This is a genomic window from Acaryochloris sp. CCMEE 5410 (assembly GCF_000238775.2).
In the GTDB taxonomy this organism is placed as follows: domain Bacteria; phylum Cyanobacteriota; class Cyanobacteriia; order Thermosynechococcales; family Thermosynechococcaceae; genus Acaryochloris.
Window position 1 is genome coordinate 3,894,286 of the sequence record NZ_AFEJ02000001.1, and the last position, 14,583, is coordinate 3,908,868.

At 48.3% G+C, this 14,583-nt stretch carries 19 protein-coding genes; 16 read left to right on the forward strand and 3 right to left on the reverse strand.

Annotated features, from left to right (window positions below; genetic code table 11):
* Nucleotides 1-73 precede the first annotated feature (73 nt).
* From ON05_RS17945 to ON05_RS18015, 15 genes are all read left to right on the forward strand, one after another.
* On the forward strand, nucleotides 74-409 hold the full coding sequence (locus tag ON05_RS17945) for a cation:proton antiporter subunit C (protein ID WP_010471103.1): 336 nt from the start codon (nucleotides 74-76) through the stop codon (nucleotides 407-409).
* Nucleotides 406-1,836 carry a cation:proton antiporter gene (locus ON05_RS17950; RefSeq protein ID WP_010471105.1) on the forward strand — a complete coding sequence of 477 codons (1,431 nt, stop codon included), beginning with the start codon at nucleotides 406-408 and terminating at the stop codon, nucleotides 1,834-1,836. Before ON05_RS17945 ends, ON05_RS17950 begins: the two co-directional genes overlap by 4 nt.
* Nucleotides 1,833-2,219 (forward strand): Na+/H+ antiporter subunit E, encoded by a 387-nt coding sequence (locus ON05_RS17955; protein ID WP_010471108.1) that lies wholly within the window; start codon nucleotides 1,833-1,835, stop codon nucleotides 2,217-2,219. The genes ON05_RS17950 and ON05_RS17955 overlap by 4 nt, the downstream gene beginning before the upstream one ends.
* A complete protein-coding gene (locus ON05_RS17960; protein ID WP_010471110.1) occupies nucleotides 2,216-2,467 on the forward strand; it encodes a hypothetical protein in 252 nt (83 codons plus the stop codon). Before ON05_RS17955 ends, ON05_RS17960 begins: the two co-directional genes overlap by 4 nt.
* Nucleotides 2,464-2,745 (forward strand): monovalent cation/H(+) antiporter subunit G, encoded by a 282-nt coding sequence (locus ON05_RS17965; RefSeq protein ID WP_029315074.1) that lies wholly within the window; start codon nucleotides 2,464-2,466, stop codon nucleotides 2,743-2,745. The genes ON05_RS17960 and ON05_RS17965 overlap by 4 nt, the downstream gene beginning before the upstream one ends.
* Entirely contained in the window at nucleotides 2,745-3,287 is a 543-nt protein-coding gene (locus tag ON05_RS17970; protein WP_010471112.1) for a DUF4040 domain-containing protein, read from the forward strand. Before ON05_RS17965 ends, ON05_RS17970 begins: the two co-directional genes overlap by 1 nt.
* Nucleotides 3,284-3,946 (forward strand): Na(+)/H(+) antiporter subunit B, encoded by a 663-nt coding sequence (locus ON05_RS17975; protein ID WP_010471114.1) that lies wholly within the window; start codon nucleotides 3,284-3,286, stop codon nucleotides 3,944-3,946. The genes ON05_RS17970 and ON05_RS17975 overlap by 4 nt, the downstream gene beginning before the upstream one ends.
* 184 nt (nucleotides 3,947-4,130) lie before the next feature.
* A complete protein-coding gene (locus ON05_RS17980) occupies nucleotides 4,131-4,727 on the forward strand; it encodes a hypothetical protein (protein ID WP_029315075.1) in 597 nt (198 codons plus the stop codon).
* Nucleotides 4,728-4,754: 27 nt separating this feature from the next.
* Nucleotides 4,755-5,723, forward strand: coding sequence for a DNA gyrase subunit B (locus ON05_RS17985; RefSeq protein WP_010471117.1), 969 nt, complete (start codon nucleotides 4,755-4,757; stop codon nucleotides 5,721-5,723).
* 226 nt (nucleotides 5,724-5,949) lie between these two features.
* Nucleotides 5,950-6,294 carry a hypothetical protein gene (locus ON05_RS17990; RefSeq protein WP_010471119.1) on the forward strand — a complete coding sequence of 115 codons (345 nt, stop codon included), beginning with the start codon at nucleotides 5,950-5,952 and terminating at the stop codon, nucleotides 6,292-6,294.
* On the forward strand, nucleotides 6,291-6,494 hold the full coding sequence (locus ON05_RS17995; RefSeq protein ID WP_010471121.1) for a hypothetical protein: 204 nt from the start codon (nucleotides 6,291-6,293) through the stop codon (nucleotides 6,492-6,494). Before ON05_RS17990 ends, ON05_RS17995 begins: the two co-directional genes overlap by 4 nt.
* Nucleotides 6,495-6,566: 72 nt before the next feature.
* Nucleotides 6,567-6,830 carry a UPF0175 family protein gene (locus ON05_RS18000; RefSeq protein ID WP_010471124.1) on the forward strand — a complete coding sequence of 88 codons (264 nt, stop codon included), beginning with the start codon at nucleotides 6,567-6,569 and terminating at the stop codon, nucleotides 6,828-6,830.
* Between the two features lie 23 nt (nucleotides 6,831-6,853).
* Nucleotides 6,854-7,498, forward strand: coding sequence for a Uma2 family endonuclease (locus ON05_RS18005; protein WP_010471126.1), 645 nt, complete (start codon nucleotides 6,854-6,856; stop codon nucleotides 7,496-7,498).
* Nucleotides 7,499-7,673: 175 nt separating this feature from the next.
* Nucleotides 7,674-8,180: a transposase gene (locus tag ON05_RS18010; RefSeq protein ID WP_262561927.1), complete on the forward strand. Its 507-nt coding sequence runs from the start codon at nucleotides 7,674-7,676 to the stop codon at nucleotides 8,178-8,180.
* Nucleotides 8,177-8,956, forward strand: a complete 780-nt coding sequence (locus ON05_RS18015) for a transposase (protein ID WP_262561929.1) — start codon at nucleotides 8,177-8,179, stop codon at nucleotides 8,954-8,956. The genes ON05_RS18010 and ON05_RS18015 overlap by 4 nt, the downstream gene beginning before the upstream one ends.
* A gap of 169 nt (nucleotides 8,957-9,125) precedes the next feature.
* Here the strand turns inward: ON05_RS18015 and nirD are convergent, their stop codons facing one another.
* Together nirD and nirB are read right to left on the reverse strand one after the other, a co-directional pair.
* A complete protein-coding gene (gene nirD / locus ON05_RS18020; protein ID WP_029315030.1) occupies nucleotides 9,126-9,497 on the reverse strand; it encodes a nitrite reductase small subunit NirD in 372 nt (123 codons plus the stop codon).
* An 86-nt stretch (nucleotides 9,498-9,583) separates the two neighbouring features.
* Nucleotides 9,584-12,151 carry a nitrite reductase large subunit NirB gene (nirB, locus tag ON05_RS18025; RefSeq protein WP_010470083.1) on the reverse strand — a complete coding sequence of 856 codons (2,568 nt, stop codon included), beginning with the start codon at nucleotides 12,149-12,151 and terminating at the stop codon, nucleotides 9,584-9,586.
* A gap of 226 nt (nucleotides 12,152-12,377) precedes the next feature.
* Between nirB and ON05_RS18030 the strand changes: the two genes are divergently transcribed.
* A complete protein-coding gene (locus ON05_RS18030; RefSeq protein ID WP_010470081.1) occupies nucleotides 12,378-12,563 on the forward strand; it encodes a hypothetical protein in 186 nt (61 codons plus the stop codon).
* 5 nt (nucleotides 12,564-12,568) lie between these two features.
* On the opposite strand, the gene ON05_RS18035 is transcribed toward ON05_RS18030, so the two are convergent.
* Nucleotides 12,569-14,389: a serine/threonine-protein kinase gene (locus ON05_RS18035; RefSeq protein WP_010470079.1), complete on the reverse strand. Its 1,821-nt coding sequence runs from the start codon at nucleotides 14,387-14,389 to the stop codon at nucleotides 12,569-12,571.
* Nucleotides 14,390-14,583: the final 194 nt, after the last annotated feature.

Consider the following 14,583-nt stretch of genomic DNA (forward strand, 5'->3'; position numbering starts at 1 on the left):
GCTGGGGTGATATCGCAGTTCCCTCACCCACTTCTCTCACCCCCTTTTTTAATTAACTCTTTTTAAAATCACCATGTTAGAAGCGTTTATCTTTGCGACGATTCTCTGTGGCTTTTTCGGCATCATCCTCAAGCAAAATCTGATGATGAAGATTATTGCAATGGATGTGATGAGTACTGGCGTCATTGCCTATTACGTCAAGATCTCAGCCCGACAAGGATTATTCACTCCCATTCTCACCAATAGTCATCAAGGGGCCTATGCGGATCCGGTCCCTCAAGCCGTGATTTTGACGGCAATTGTGATTGGTTTTTCGATTCAAGCGTTGATGCTGGTGGGCGTCATGAAGCTCTCCCGCGACAATCCCACCTTAGAAAGCCGCGAGATTGAAAAGACCTACACACCATGAACACCCTGACGATTATTTGGATAGCCCTGCCGTTTTTCGTGGGGTTTGTAGGGTATCTAGTCCCTAAAGTTGATCGGTACTTAGCCTTGGCCATGACCTTGGTGTCTGCCAGCTATGCCGCTCGGGTGTTGATGGAATCAATGCCGCTGACGGTGGAGCTGATGGATAACTTTGGGGTCACCCTCCAGATTGATAGTCTGAGTGGCTACTTTATCTTGACTAATGCCTTAGTTACGGCTGCCGTGATTTGCTACTGCTGGGGAACGGGAAAATCCGCGTTTTTTTATACCCAGACTATTATTCTCCATGGCAGCGTCAACGCCGTCTTTATTTGTGCTGACTTTATTAGCTTATATGTGGCCCTAGAGGTGATTGGCATTGCCGCCTTTTTGCTGGTGTCTTACCCCCGCACCAACCGGGCGATTTGGGTGGCTTTGCGCTACCTGTTTATCAGCAATACGGCCATGCTGTTTTATTTGGTGGGGGCTGTGTTGGTGTATCAAGCCAACAACTCCTTTGCCTTTGCGGGCTTGGCAAAGGCACCCCCAGAAGCCTTAGCCTTGATTTTCCTGGGACTGCTGACCAAAGGCGGCATCTTTGTATCGGGGTTGTGGTTACCCTTAACCCATTCCGAGTCAGAAACCCCTGTCTCTGCCCTACTCTCCGGTGTTGTGGTGAAAACAGGTGTCTTTCCTTTGGCTCGGATGGCCTTGATGGTGGATGCAGTCGCCCCAGTGATCACCTTATTTGGGATTGGCACCGCCTTTTTGGGAATTAGCTTGGCTCTCTTCGAGCAGGATACCAAGCGGCTGTTGGCTCAAAGCACGATTTCCCAACTTGGATTTATCCTGGCTGCCCCTGCTGTAGGTGGGTTCTATGCCTTGACCCACGGCTTGGTGAAAGCCACCCTCTTTTTAACCGCAGGCACCTTGCCTAGTCGAGATTTTCAGGAACTGCACAAGCAGCCAATTCCGCGATCTCTATGGCTGGTCTTGGTTATGGCCAGTTGCTCCATCTCCGGTATTCCCCTCTGGGCTGGTTTTGCTTCCAAGGCCTTAACCCTAAAGAGTTTGCTGCCCTGGCAAATGATTACCCTCAATATTGCCACTGTGGGTACCAGTGCCATCTTCGCCAAATTTATCTTTTTGCCCCATCAAAGTGAATCTAAGTCGATTAGGCCCGGCTTTTGGGTAGCAGTGCTGCTGCTATTAGGCGGCTTGCTGGCGGCGAATGGTGTCTATTACCAGGCTTATACCCTAGCCAATATTGGCAAAGCCATAGCAAAAGTAGGGATTGGCTGGCTGGTCTATTGGCTCGTTATCCGACGGGTGGTGCTGAAACTACCACGGGTCCAAGAACAAATCGAGCATTTAATTGGGGGGATGAGCTTAATGTTAGTTCTACTGTTCTGGATGGTGTTGGCATGACTGGATATCTAAATATTCTGCTGCGCTTAGCCATCTGGTTTTTGCTGACCGCCGATTTTGGCATTGCCAATATCATCATTGGCGTCTGTGTAGCTCTATTGCTACCGCGCCGCGCAAATCCGGGGGCCTTAAAAGATTGGCTGCATGCGATCGGGGAAATTATTATTGCCATTCCCCAAGCTTTTATTGAGGCGATTGAAATTATGGTTCGTCCCCATCGCTATGAAGCGATGACGATGGAACATGTCAAACCACAACGCACTCCTGGTCTAATTTTTCTCGATATTTTCGTGATTACCTTTACCCCGAAAACCATTGTGTTGAAATACCACGAGGAAGGGTTGTACGAAGTCCACCGGATCCAGCGGAGGAAGCAGTCATGAATATCATCCTAATTGCGATGATTCTGGCCCTAGCGATTCCCATTTATGAAGCCTGTCAGGACGAGGATGTGTGGCAGAAAATGTTGGCCTTTGCCAGTATCGCCAGTAAAACGTCGATCATGATTTTGGTAATTTCAGTTCTGCGGGATGACTGGATGATTGGCGTTGTCGGGGTGTTGATTCTCAGTGTTGGCAATGCAGCCCTGATGCTGTTGGCTCATATTATTAAACGGATTAGTGACGGATGATTAACGCAATTAGTTATGTCTGTATGGGCATGGGCATGGTCTTCTGGTTTTGGGGCACCTGGCCCTTAGTGGGTCACCGCTCAGTGCTGTATAAGCTCCATAGCCTCTCCGTGGCCGATACCTTGGGTTCCATGTTAATTGTCGTCGGTTTGCTGCTTAAAATTCCCCGAGAGTGGCCCTTGCTGGTGTTAGCCATTCTATCCCTGGCCATCTGGAATACGGTGCTGGGATATGTGTTGGCCTATTGCTCAAGTAGTCCCAAGGAGGCCGAGACATAATGGAAGATAGCTATGTTTACATCATTATTGCCCTGTTGCCTTTGACCGCAACAATGGTGGTGCTGCAGGTCAATCCCTACCATGCTCTGATTATTCGGGGGATTTTGGGTGCGGTAGCCGCTCTGGTCTATGCCGTCTTGGGGGCAGCAGATGTGGCCTTAACAGAGGCTCTCGTCGGAACTATGCTGGCGATTACCCTCTATGCAGTAGCAGTCCGCTCCTCCCTAGTGGTGCGATTGGGAGTACTCCAAGCCGTCGAGCCCCAAGGGTTTCAATCTTGGATTGAAGGATGTCGGACGGTATTCTCTAAGCACTATATGCGCTTAGAGCTGGTCAATTACCCCAATGACCAAGACCTCCGCCAAGCCTTGAATGAAAAGGAAGTGCATGCCATTTATCTGCCTCAACAGCCTGCTGAATCCCAGGATCAAGCCCTAATTCGCGTCCCTCGCTTATACGAAATTATGGAAGCAGAATTGACATCACCCGCAACAACCCTGACCTGTGTAACGGTGGCTGAGTCTGCGGAGGTGAAGGTATGAAGTGGCTGTATATCCTTGCGGGCTTGGCTCTCTATGTCAAAATTTTGGTGATGCCTAATCCAGACTTAGATATCCCTGATCTATCGTTTGTGCAGGCTGTTGTCGATGATAGTGGTGTTCCCAATGCCTTAGCGGGCATTATTTTCAGGAATCGCCTCTACGACACGATTTTCGAGGTGGTGGTGTTTACCATTGCAATTATGGGCGTCCGTTTTCTGCTGGCGGATGAGCAGCCCTCTAAAAAGGTGCATCGATTTACAGATGAACCCTCGATTGTCCTTGCCAGGTTAGGGGCAACCATTGCCTCCTTGGTTAGTATCGAGTTAGCGATTCGAGGTCATTTAAGTCCTGGAGGCGGATTTGCAGCAGGTGTGGCAGGCGGTACCGCGATAGGTCTAATTGCGATTACCTCATCTTCGAAGTGGATGCAAGGAATCTATCAGCGCTGGCGAGCGGCTATGTGGGAGAAGATTTCCGTGCTGATATTTTTGGTCTTAGCTGCAATCACGTTGGTCGGTTTTGAGTTACCTCACGGTGAACTCGGTGCTTTGGTCAGTGGGGGTGTGATTCCTATTCTTAATGTATTGGTGGCGATTAAGGTAGCTCTCGGTTCTTGGGCTGTGATTTTGGTGTTTATTCGATATCGTGGGTTGTTGTAGGCTATGTCTTGTAATGCTTCCAAAGGAGCAACGGCAAGTTTGCATATCGGAAAACTTCCGTGAAGCTGCTTTAGCATTCAGCGGTGCTAATGTAAAACTAGCTTTGTGTTGAGAGTTAGAAAAGCTATAACTGTTTTTATGTTAGGAAGAGATCAGCCTTCTAAGCCTAATCATTAATCAATCGATGGACATAGTTGCTGCCACACCTGATGAAATCAACGTAATGATCTGCTATCGGGATGGGCAGAAGCAAAGCCTGAAACAGACGCCATTTTTCTCGTTTGCCAACAAACGCTGGTACCGAGACAAAATCGCTGAAATTGACTGCTACATCAATGCAGCAAAAGTCACGGAGCGTGTCTTCTCTGTTCCAGGCTTCAAACGCAGAATATCTTGGTGGGATGAGTCTAAGAGCTGCTACTACACTGAAATAAACGGCCTCATCTGTGAAATTGACGAATATGTACATGGCGATTGTCTTTGCATTCAGCAAAGTGCTACTCCACAGGTAACCGTGCACGAATGCCCAGACGGTGAAGTGTGTACTGCGATCATTATTGACGCAGACATCAACAGAATTGAAGACATATCCGATGCTGTCTCTAGTGAAGTACCAGTGTGCAGCGTATTTCCCGGTTACTACGAATCCATCGTGGCCGATATCAACGCGTGCGTGGAGCCCTTGTTTCCGCATGAACGCCCTGAATATGTCAATGACGATGTTTATTGGTTTTACTTTCACAACGAATGCGCTCATTGTGCCGCAGCATATGGTGCTTAAGGAAGATGCCTAGAGCCACTTCAACCGATGACTGATGAACTTCTCGAACACATACGCAAACGCCCAAGAATGTACGTTGGCTCGACCGAGTTTTGGGGCTTCATCAACTACTTAGTCTGCGCGTATCGCTTGTTGATTCAGTGGGGGGCAACCCGTATCGAGCTGACGCAAGACACTGCGTTTACGCTTTATTCTGACGCCACGCTCCCTTTGGATTTAGACACTAACAACCCGTTTGAGTCCATCTCGACAAACTTTAACCATGTCGATGCATGTATCCTGAACGCATTGTCAAAGCGGCTGGATATTTACAACGCAGATGGCGTTGCCTACGCATATGAGCTTGGGAAACGAGTAACCAGTTCGAGCGAACACTTGGCGTCAATTGGTGTGACACTTCATTTCATCCCAGATGATGACATATTCTCCGTGACCGATCTTCAACCAGCGGTTGTCAGCAGCTACCTCCACCGCATGTCATATTTATATCCTCGTATTCAGTTTTCGGTCATCGCTGACGACTACAAATCGGTTTACTCGCGTCCTGGTGGTATCGCGGAGATGTTTAAGGGTGTCTCAGCTCCCTATCAACTGCTACATGAACCGATTCATGTGTCCGGTAAGGATGGCGACTTCGAGATGGAACTGGTCTTTGCATTCCACAGTTGGTCCGAGGAAATGACGTGGACCTTTGCCAATTACGGACGCGCTGCTGATGGCGGCACCCATGATGACGGATTGCGTGCTGCCTTGGATGACTTTGCAAGCGAGGTGATCGGCAATGATGACAGGCATAATCGTCCTGGCTATTTGGCTATATTGTCTTTTCAATACCCCAATGTACAATTTGCGGGATGTATCAAGAGCAAGATTGGCAACATCGAATTGGAAGCAAAAACATACAACTTGGTTGGCAAACTATTAAGTTCGATTGATGTGGTAGGTCTAGCGCACCTCAAAAGCATGAGCCGATTTCAGTCCGCAGACTTTTGGTGATACCCAAATTGCCTTGCATCACCCGTGACAGAGCAATGCTATGAACTGGAGCGGTTAAGGCAGACTGATTCATAATGGACACTCAATGATTGCCACTCGATAACAGCAAGTGTTAGACCTCTATCCTGCTTTGCAGTTTTTTGGGTGAGAAATTCTCGACAAAATGAGAGAACAAGTTTGTGATAATCTCTGACCGACGGTAAAGTTTGCTCCCGATATAGCAGGCATGGCAAAACTCCCAAACGACATCTCAGAGACAATCTGGAGATTAAAGCGGCAATTAGCTGATGTGATCGAGAATGCTAGAACTACTGAGTTCGCCCTGTTCAACACATTCGGTGAAACCGAACGAACCATTGTTTATCTTGACGATTTGCAAAGTGTTGCAGAGCAGGCGACTGAGCGATTTACCCAGTTTTCAAGCCTGCAAATTCGGATTTTCAACATTCAGCCTCATGTTCCAAGAGATATGCTAGAGCTAGTGATGCAAATTATTTCGAATACAGAGGCTAGACTGCCAGCACTAGAACAAAGTATTCAAGAAATTAAGACCGAGTGGAAGTTACCATGACCAACCAACTATTGATGCCCGATCCGTCCGTTGATCCACGTCTGTTGGGAAATCTTCGTCGTGCTCGTCTAGAAATTGAGGAATTAGGATTACAGCTTGATGAAGTACTGGCTAAATTTGACGAAGAAATCCGTCAGCAAAGGCTTAAACGCATTCAGCAGTCCTTAAATCTTGCCGACAAGCAACCACTTAGTTCATGACTATCAGTGGAAGTGTTAACACGGAAGTAAGCGTTCAGATCTCTGATGGTTAGATTGATAGAAGACACTCCGATGACTCAAGTTACCCTCAATATCCCGGATGACTTATTTGAGAATTCAGACGACACTTCCATAGACTTAGCCCAGCGATTACAGTTAGCAGCCGCGATCTACTGGTATACCCGTGGCGAGATCTCCCAAGGGAAGGCTGCACAGTTAGCTGAAATGACACGTAAAAAATTCCTTGAACGATTGGCCCATGAAAACCTAGATGTGTTTCAAGTCGATTTAGAAGATTTAGCTCAGGAGTTAGTCTTAGACTGTCGGCTAACATGAGGTAAGACTTATGGGTCACAAGTATGGTCACAACAGTTGTACCAGTTGAGCATGAAGCCATTGGAGAAAAACGCGTCAGTGTTAGCGGCTTGACGTGGGATGCCTATCAGCAAATTCTGCATGCCTTACCTAATAGTCGAGCAGTTAGACTCACCTATGACCAAGGAACTTTAGAAATCGCGATGCCTCTGGAAGATCATGAATTTGCCCTGCGATTAATTGAGCGATTCATTGTGATTTTGGTGGCGACTATGGGAATGAAGATCAAAACAATGGGGTCCACAACCATGGATCGCCCAGATTTAGATCGGGGGTCTGAACCCGATTGTGCCTATTACATTCAAAATCAAGCGGTGGTTGCAGGACGGAAGGTTGACTTCTCTCAAGATCCACCACCGGATTTGGTTGTAGAAGTAGACATTACCAACACGGATATTGCTAAAGATCGGCTGTATGCCTCGATGGGAGTGCCTGAGTTTTGGCGCTATAACGGGCAGGTGTGGCGGATTTTTCAACTGCAGGGAGAAGCGTATCACGAATGCGATCGCAGCCCCACCTTCAATTGGGTCAACAAAGAAGACCTATACCACTTCCTAGCACAAGCTCAACAGGATGAAATTGCTGCGGAGCAAGCGTTCCGCTCATGGGCTCAAGAGCAGTGTCAGTAAAAGTTACAGCAGTGAAATTGGCTGGTTTAGAGCCTGTTTGAGTTACACATCTGCACAAGAATATGAGGATGCCAGACGACGTTTATTATGGAAAAAATGTTAGTGTCCTGATTTATTCGCCATGGGCTGAGATAGCTGAAATGCTTTGATAATAGAGAATTCAGAGCACTCCTTTATGAACATTGCCCAACGCGAGCAGCAGATTATCCGCATCCAATCTCAAAGTTCCTATGCTTCTATTAACGAAGCCCTAGAATCAACCCTTCGTCTTGAAGCTAACCGAGTCACCCAGATCGCAGTAGAGTCAGCTCTAGACGAAGAAGTTCAAGCTTATCTATCAGAGATTCAAGGGGATCGACCTCGACGTTCAGGCTACTATCAACGGATCCTTGATACCCAGTACGGCAGGATTACTCAGCTGTCCGTTCCCAAACTACGGAAAGGGAATGCAGGCCGAGAGTGGCAGATTTTAGAGCGTTACCAACGAGCCCTTGGCAGCCTGCTAGAGTTTTGCCTAGGGCTGTATGTCATGGGCTTATCGCTTCGAGATCTGCAAGAAGCTCTCTATGAGATCCTGGGTGCAGTCTTATCCGTGAATGCCATTAACCGGATTACACTTAAAGCCCAGAAGCAGATGCTCCAAAGTCGTCAGACTCGTCTTGAGAAAACCCCTTTTATTTGATTGTTGATGGGGTTTGGGCGAGTGTTCAATGTGCGTCTGAAGACTTTTGGGAAGACCAAGCTGGGCATATTCGGAAACTACGCCGTGCGGAAGACAGAGTCATCTTAGTGGCCATGGCGATATGGCCAAATGGGACACAAACTGTTCTCCATTATGAAATTGCTGTCCAAGAATCTGAGGCAGCTTGGCTACTGTTCTTTGAGCACCTGCGGCAACGAGGATTGCAAACCCATTTGGTGAAGCTGATTGTGAGTGATGGCACCACTGGGCTACCTAAGGTAATTCGCGCTCTGTTTCCCCTCGCGCAACATCAACGGTGCATTACCCATAAGGTTCGAGCGATGCTCCGGCATTTGGGCTATGAGCAATTGCCACACCTGGATGCTCAAGGACAAGAACTGTCCCACTCTGAAGCCAAGAAGCTGCGGTATTCACAAATTAAACACGATGCCTATGCTATCTATAAAGCGCCAGACTGGGAAGAAGCTATTGTTGCGTTGCTCGTGTTTGCACAGAAATGGACAGACCTTGAACCCGATGCGGTCAGAACCTTTACCAAAGATTTTGCCCTGACCTTGAGTTTCTATGATTTTGATGAATCCATTCATTCGCTGATTCGTACTTCCAATGCGCTAGAACGGTTGTTCCGAGAATTCCGAACCAAAGCTGATGAGATTGGTGCTTTCCCCAATGAGGAGAGCTGTTTAGCGATTTTCTTCCTCGTCTCACGCAGAGATCATGCCAAGCATGATCGTCTCAATAACCATGGCGAATAAATCGGGACACTAACGAAAAAATAAACAAGACTTTGGGCTGCACTACAGCGTATTCGAATCACCGCCTTGGGATAAACTATCACAGTTGGCTTTACGTGATATCGGTCATATCAAACGCATGAGCAAGAGAACAGTTGATGAACTATTGAGGTGAGAACGTTTGCACAAGTTACTCAACTGTTTGTATCTGCACCTGACCATCAACCACCCGAGCCGGGTAGACCGCAAGCTTGACGGCATCATTATCTAAGCAGTCCCCTGTTTTGAGATTAAAGTTCTGTTTATAAATCGGAGAGGCCACTTTCAAGACGCCCTTGCGATCGCCAATTAGACCCCGCGACATCACAAACGACTTGCTAAAGGGGTCAAAGTTATCTAGAGCATAGACTTCATCGGTTTCACCAATGCGAAAAATGGCCACCTGATTGTCTCCCACCAGAGCGTTAACACCCGTGTTAGGTGCGATCGCATCTAGTGAACAAACGGTGATCCAACGGTTGGCTGTAGTCATTGGGGCCGGGGTTGATACGGATTGTTCCATGACAGCTTGGGTAATAAGGATCAAGAAAAAACAAGGGGATACAGATGTGGTCATCGTGTCTGCATCCCTGTAGCAAGGTTGAGAGGCTAGCTGCTGCTGGGAGCAACCAAAGCCTCTCCCTGTTTTAAGATGGCCCGCTCTGCCTCTGTGGCCGGACGCTTCTGGCCTCGCTCCTGTACATAAACCAAGGACGGGTCGGTGGCATCGGCATTCACAAAGTGACGGAAACGCTGCATCTGTTGTGGACTCTCAAGGGTGGCGGCCCACTCACATTGATAGGTGTCTACATGGTGCTGCATCTGGGCTTCCAGCTCCGCCGCAATGCCAAGGGAGTCCTCAATAATCACCTGTTTGAGATAGGCGAGTCCCCCTTCTAGCTTGTTAAACCAGGTAGAAGTACGTTCCAGCTTATCCGCCGTACGAATGTAAAACATCAAGAACCGGTCGAGATAGCGAATCAAGGTTTCCTTATCAATATCCGTCGCCAGCAGAGAGGCATGTTGGGGCTTGGTACCACCGTTGCCACAGACATATAGGTTCCAGCCATTTTCCGTGGCAATAATGCCAAAATCTTTGCCCTGGGCTTCGGCACATTCCCGTGTACAGCCCGACACCGCCGACTTGAGTTTGTGGGGCGATCGCAAGCCCCGATAGCGCAGCTCCAGCTCAATGGCCAGACTGGTAGAATCTTGCACACCAAATCGGCACCAGGTACTGCCCACACAGGATTTCACCGTGCGCAGTGCCTTACCATAGGCATGGCCTGACTCAAACCCAGCGTCCACCAATCGCTTCCAGATCAGGGGCAGTTGATCCACCCGGGCTCCAAACAAGTCCACCCGTTGGGCGCCAGTAATTTTGGTGTACAGGTCAAATTCTTGAGCCACTTGACCTAAGACAATTAGCTTCTCGGGGGTAATTTCTCCCCCCGGTATTCTGGGGATCACAGAATAGGTGCCATCTTTTTGAATATTGGCTAAAAATGAATCGTTGGTATCTTGGAGGCCCACATGGGGACGATCCAGCACATACTCATTCCAGGTGGAGGCTAGCATCGACGCCACTGCTGGTTTACAAATCTCGCAGCCATGGCCCGAACCATGCTGGGCTAGCAGTTCATCAAAGGACTTAATCTGTCCCACCCGCAGTAGGTGATATAGCTCCTGACGAGAATAGGGAAAATGTTCGCACAGGTGGTTATTAACCTCGATGCCCGCCTTTTTCAGCTCCGACTGCATCAGTTCTTTCACTAGCGGTACACAACCACCACAGCCCGTGCCCGCATTAGTGCATTGCTTCAGGCCAGGCAAATCGGTGATATGGTCGTCTCGCACCGCAGCACAAATTTGCCCTTTAGATACATTGTTACAAGAACAAATCTGGGCCGTATCCGGTAGATTCTCTACACTCAAGGATGGGGCCTGCCCTTCAACCGCTGGCACCATTAGGCTTAAGGGGTTGGCTGACAGTTTGACCTGGTTTTGGGTTAGTTGTGAAAATGTGCCATAGTCCGATGCATCGCCAATCAGTATGCCTCCCAGCAGCAGTGACCCGTCGCTGCTGACCACTAGCTTTTTGTATGTGCCTGCGATCGCATCGGTCACTACCAGCTCTTTAGACCCCGGTGTTTTGGCAAAGTTGTCACCAAAGCTGGCCACATCTACTCCCAGCAGCTTCAGCTTGGTGGACATATCCGCTCCAGTAAACTGTTGCGGCGTCGCCACCTCCATCAGCGTATCGCTGACCACCTCCGCCATATGGTATCCCGGTGCCACTAGGCCAAAAGTACGGTCTTGATAGGCGGCGCATTCACCAATGGCATACACCTTGGGATCTGAAGTTTGGCAAGCTTCATTGATGACGATGCCCCCTCGGTTGCCGATGGCTAGGTCGCAGTTTCGGGCTAACTCATCTCTGGCCCGAATCCCTGCCGAGAAGACAATCATATCCGTCTGTAACGCTTCGCCATCCGCAAATTCCATTCTCACCAGCTTGCTGTTTTCGCTGACGATATTGGTGGTGGTTTTGCTGGTGTGTACCTGTACCCCTAATGCTTCAATTTTGTCTTTCAGTACGGCACCGCCTGCCTCATCGATTTGCACGGGCATTAGCCGGGGGGCAAACTCCACTACATGGGTGTCTAGCCCCAGAGATTTTAGCGCGTTGGCGCATTCCAGACCCAGTAGCCCACCGCCTACTACTACGCCGGTTTTTACCTGGAAACCGTAGGCTTTAATTGCGTCTAAATCTTCAATGGTGCGATAGACAAAAGTGCCGGTGGCGTCGTTGCCTTTGATGGGAGGGACAAAGGGGTAGGAGCCCGTGGCTATGACCAGTCGGTCGTAAGCAATTTCAAGGCCGTTGGCAGACTTGAGGATCTGGCGTTTGCGGTCAATTTCCACCACCTGGTCGCCAATGTAGGTGGTAATGCCATGCTCCTGATAAAAACCAGGCTCTACCATGGTGAGGCCTGCGGCGGTTTTACCTTCAAAGTACTGACTCAGGTGTACGCGGTCGTAAGCGACACGGGGCTCTTCTCCAAAGGTGACCAGGTGCCAGCGATCGCCACCTCTTTTTTCTACCATTAGCTGGAGAAACCGATGTCCCACCATGCCGTTGCCAACAACGACGAGAGTTTGCTTATGGTTCGGCATATGTGTAGTTTTTGAGCAACATACTGAGCACCAGGGTGATCGATCCCTGGCGAAAAAAACAGCCCTTGTATGCGCTAATTGACTGAGATCGATGCAATAAACGCGTTTAGAGGTGAATTATTAATAGTTATTCTCACAAGTACAAAAAATAATACTTGAATATAACAAGTTGTTATTGAACGGTAATGTTTTGCAAAGCATCTTGCGACATTAGATTGGTTCGCTCTTGTCTAGTTCTCAAAAAAATCTACAAAATGATTTCAGTTACATCTATTTCTCGACGGTGACGACTGGCTTCGATTGGGTCAACAAAGCAGACCTATACCAATTCCTTGAACAAGCCCAACAAGATGAAATTGCTGCCGAGCAAAATTTTCGAGCAGTGGTGCAACACAAACTTCAGCAGCCATAATCCACTTATGGTCTGTATATCACCCAGCCTCTAGAGGTGAGAAACTGACTGTTGGAGTTTGAATTGCCATAACTGAGCATTTCATGTTTGGCTGACTTGGGACAGCCATTGGAACTCTGTTCACCCATACAGAGCAGATTCCAGCCCGCAAATGAAGTTGAACTGCCGGGAGTAATTGGTTCAACGCCAGGATTGACTGATTGAAATTGGTTAAATAATTGATTCAGTGCTAGAAATTGGGACTGACTGAGAGACGCAATGTTGGCACTATAAGCGGGAATGGGTTGATTGGGATTTTGGATCACTTGATCAACAATAGAAAGCTCAGGTTGCCTTGCTGGTGGGGGCGTACTCCTAAGATCTTGCACATCAGGTTTAGCCCATTGAGGTTTGAGAGATGTGCGACAGCGCGGGTTGTCTAAGTTGCAGTACAAGTCTGGACACTGAAGCTGTTGCCAAAGGGCTGCCTCTTCACCATAAAAGAAATCACTGCCAATACCAGGGCCTCTGGGTAAGAGAACATTACAGGCATGTTGTCGAGTGCCCGTAATTTTTAATACACCAGCCGTATAAGTCTGAATTTTGTCATTACTGCTATTGGCAACGTTGACTGTTTTGGTAATGGCAGGGCTGGAGGGCGTTTCATTGCTGGGGGTGTCAGTTGAAATGGCTCCCTCATCCGGATCATTGAAGTTATCAGCAGAGGCGGCTGCCTCATCCTCAGCATCTTGCTCTGCAGAATTTGTAGAAACGATGGGATTCACTTCCTGAACGGGCGGTTTTAAGATCATGGCTGCCCCCATAATGCTGGCGGCAATTACGCTAGTGCCTGCAATTACAGGAATTAACCAGTTCTTACTCGGCTTTACCTTTGCCTGGTTAGACATTGGTGCAGCAGGTTGTGAAGTCATGGGTGTTGGCACGACATACTCAGTTGTTGCTAAGGTGCCTGAAGTTTGTGGAGTGGGTGGTGTATCCCTAATGGGAGTCGAAGGATTGACGACTGTTGATTTTGCTTGTTGTAAGGCTTGGATCGCTTCTCCTGCGGTTTGATAACGCTCTTTGAAGTGGTAGCGCACCATTTTGGTGAGAAATTGAGCAAATCCACTGCTAACGTCGGCTTGGTCGATCCAAACCAGCTCACCTTCATCATCTTCTGGGAGTTGAGCTGGTGAGAGTCCTGTGAGGGCTTGAATACCGATAATGCCAACGGCATAAAGGTCGCTGCTAAATCGAGGCTTGCCACGAGTTTGCTCAGTGGGCATGTATCCTGGGGTGCCAATTGCGATGGTTTGGCTGACTTGTCCTGATACAACGGTTTGCTGGGCACGCACTTCTTTAACCGCTCCAAAATCAATCAGAACCAGTTGGTTGTCTTGTTGGCGGCGGATAATATTGTCTGGCTTAATGTCCCGATGAATCACCTTTTGGTCATGGACAAACGTAAGAATATTGAGAATTTCCTCCATTAGCTGGATAACCTGGGGCTCACTCCAACGCTGGCCGAGAGGTAGCTCCTGAGTCAGCGGATGCCCTTCAATAAATTCTTGTACCAGATAAAATTCAGCACTTTGCTCAAAGTAAGCTAACAGCTGGGGAATCTGAGGGTGTTTCCCCAGTTTTTGGAGAATTTCTGCTTCGCTAAAAAATAAACGCTTAATCGTAGTGAGAAAGGCAGGATCTGCCTTGGCAGCATGGAGGCGCTTGACCACGCATTGGGGCTGACCGGGTAGGTGGGTGTCTTTGGCGATAAACGTTTGTCCCATCCCGCCAGCAGCGAGTGGTTGGATAATTTCGTAGTGTCCAGCAAGAATTTGTTCAGTCATAATATCCCCTCTCTGGAGTTAGTTTTCCCTGTAAGAGAAGAGGATGTTTCACAGGAGTGAAGGATTGCTCTAGGCTTTGGTGTGAGGATTATAGCTTTTTAAGGGATGTTGGAACCTTGCCAAAAATGATGGTCTTCATATCCCATGATTTTGAAGTTAGTCCTGACAATATCGGCTGAGCTGAAAGCTATGTT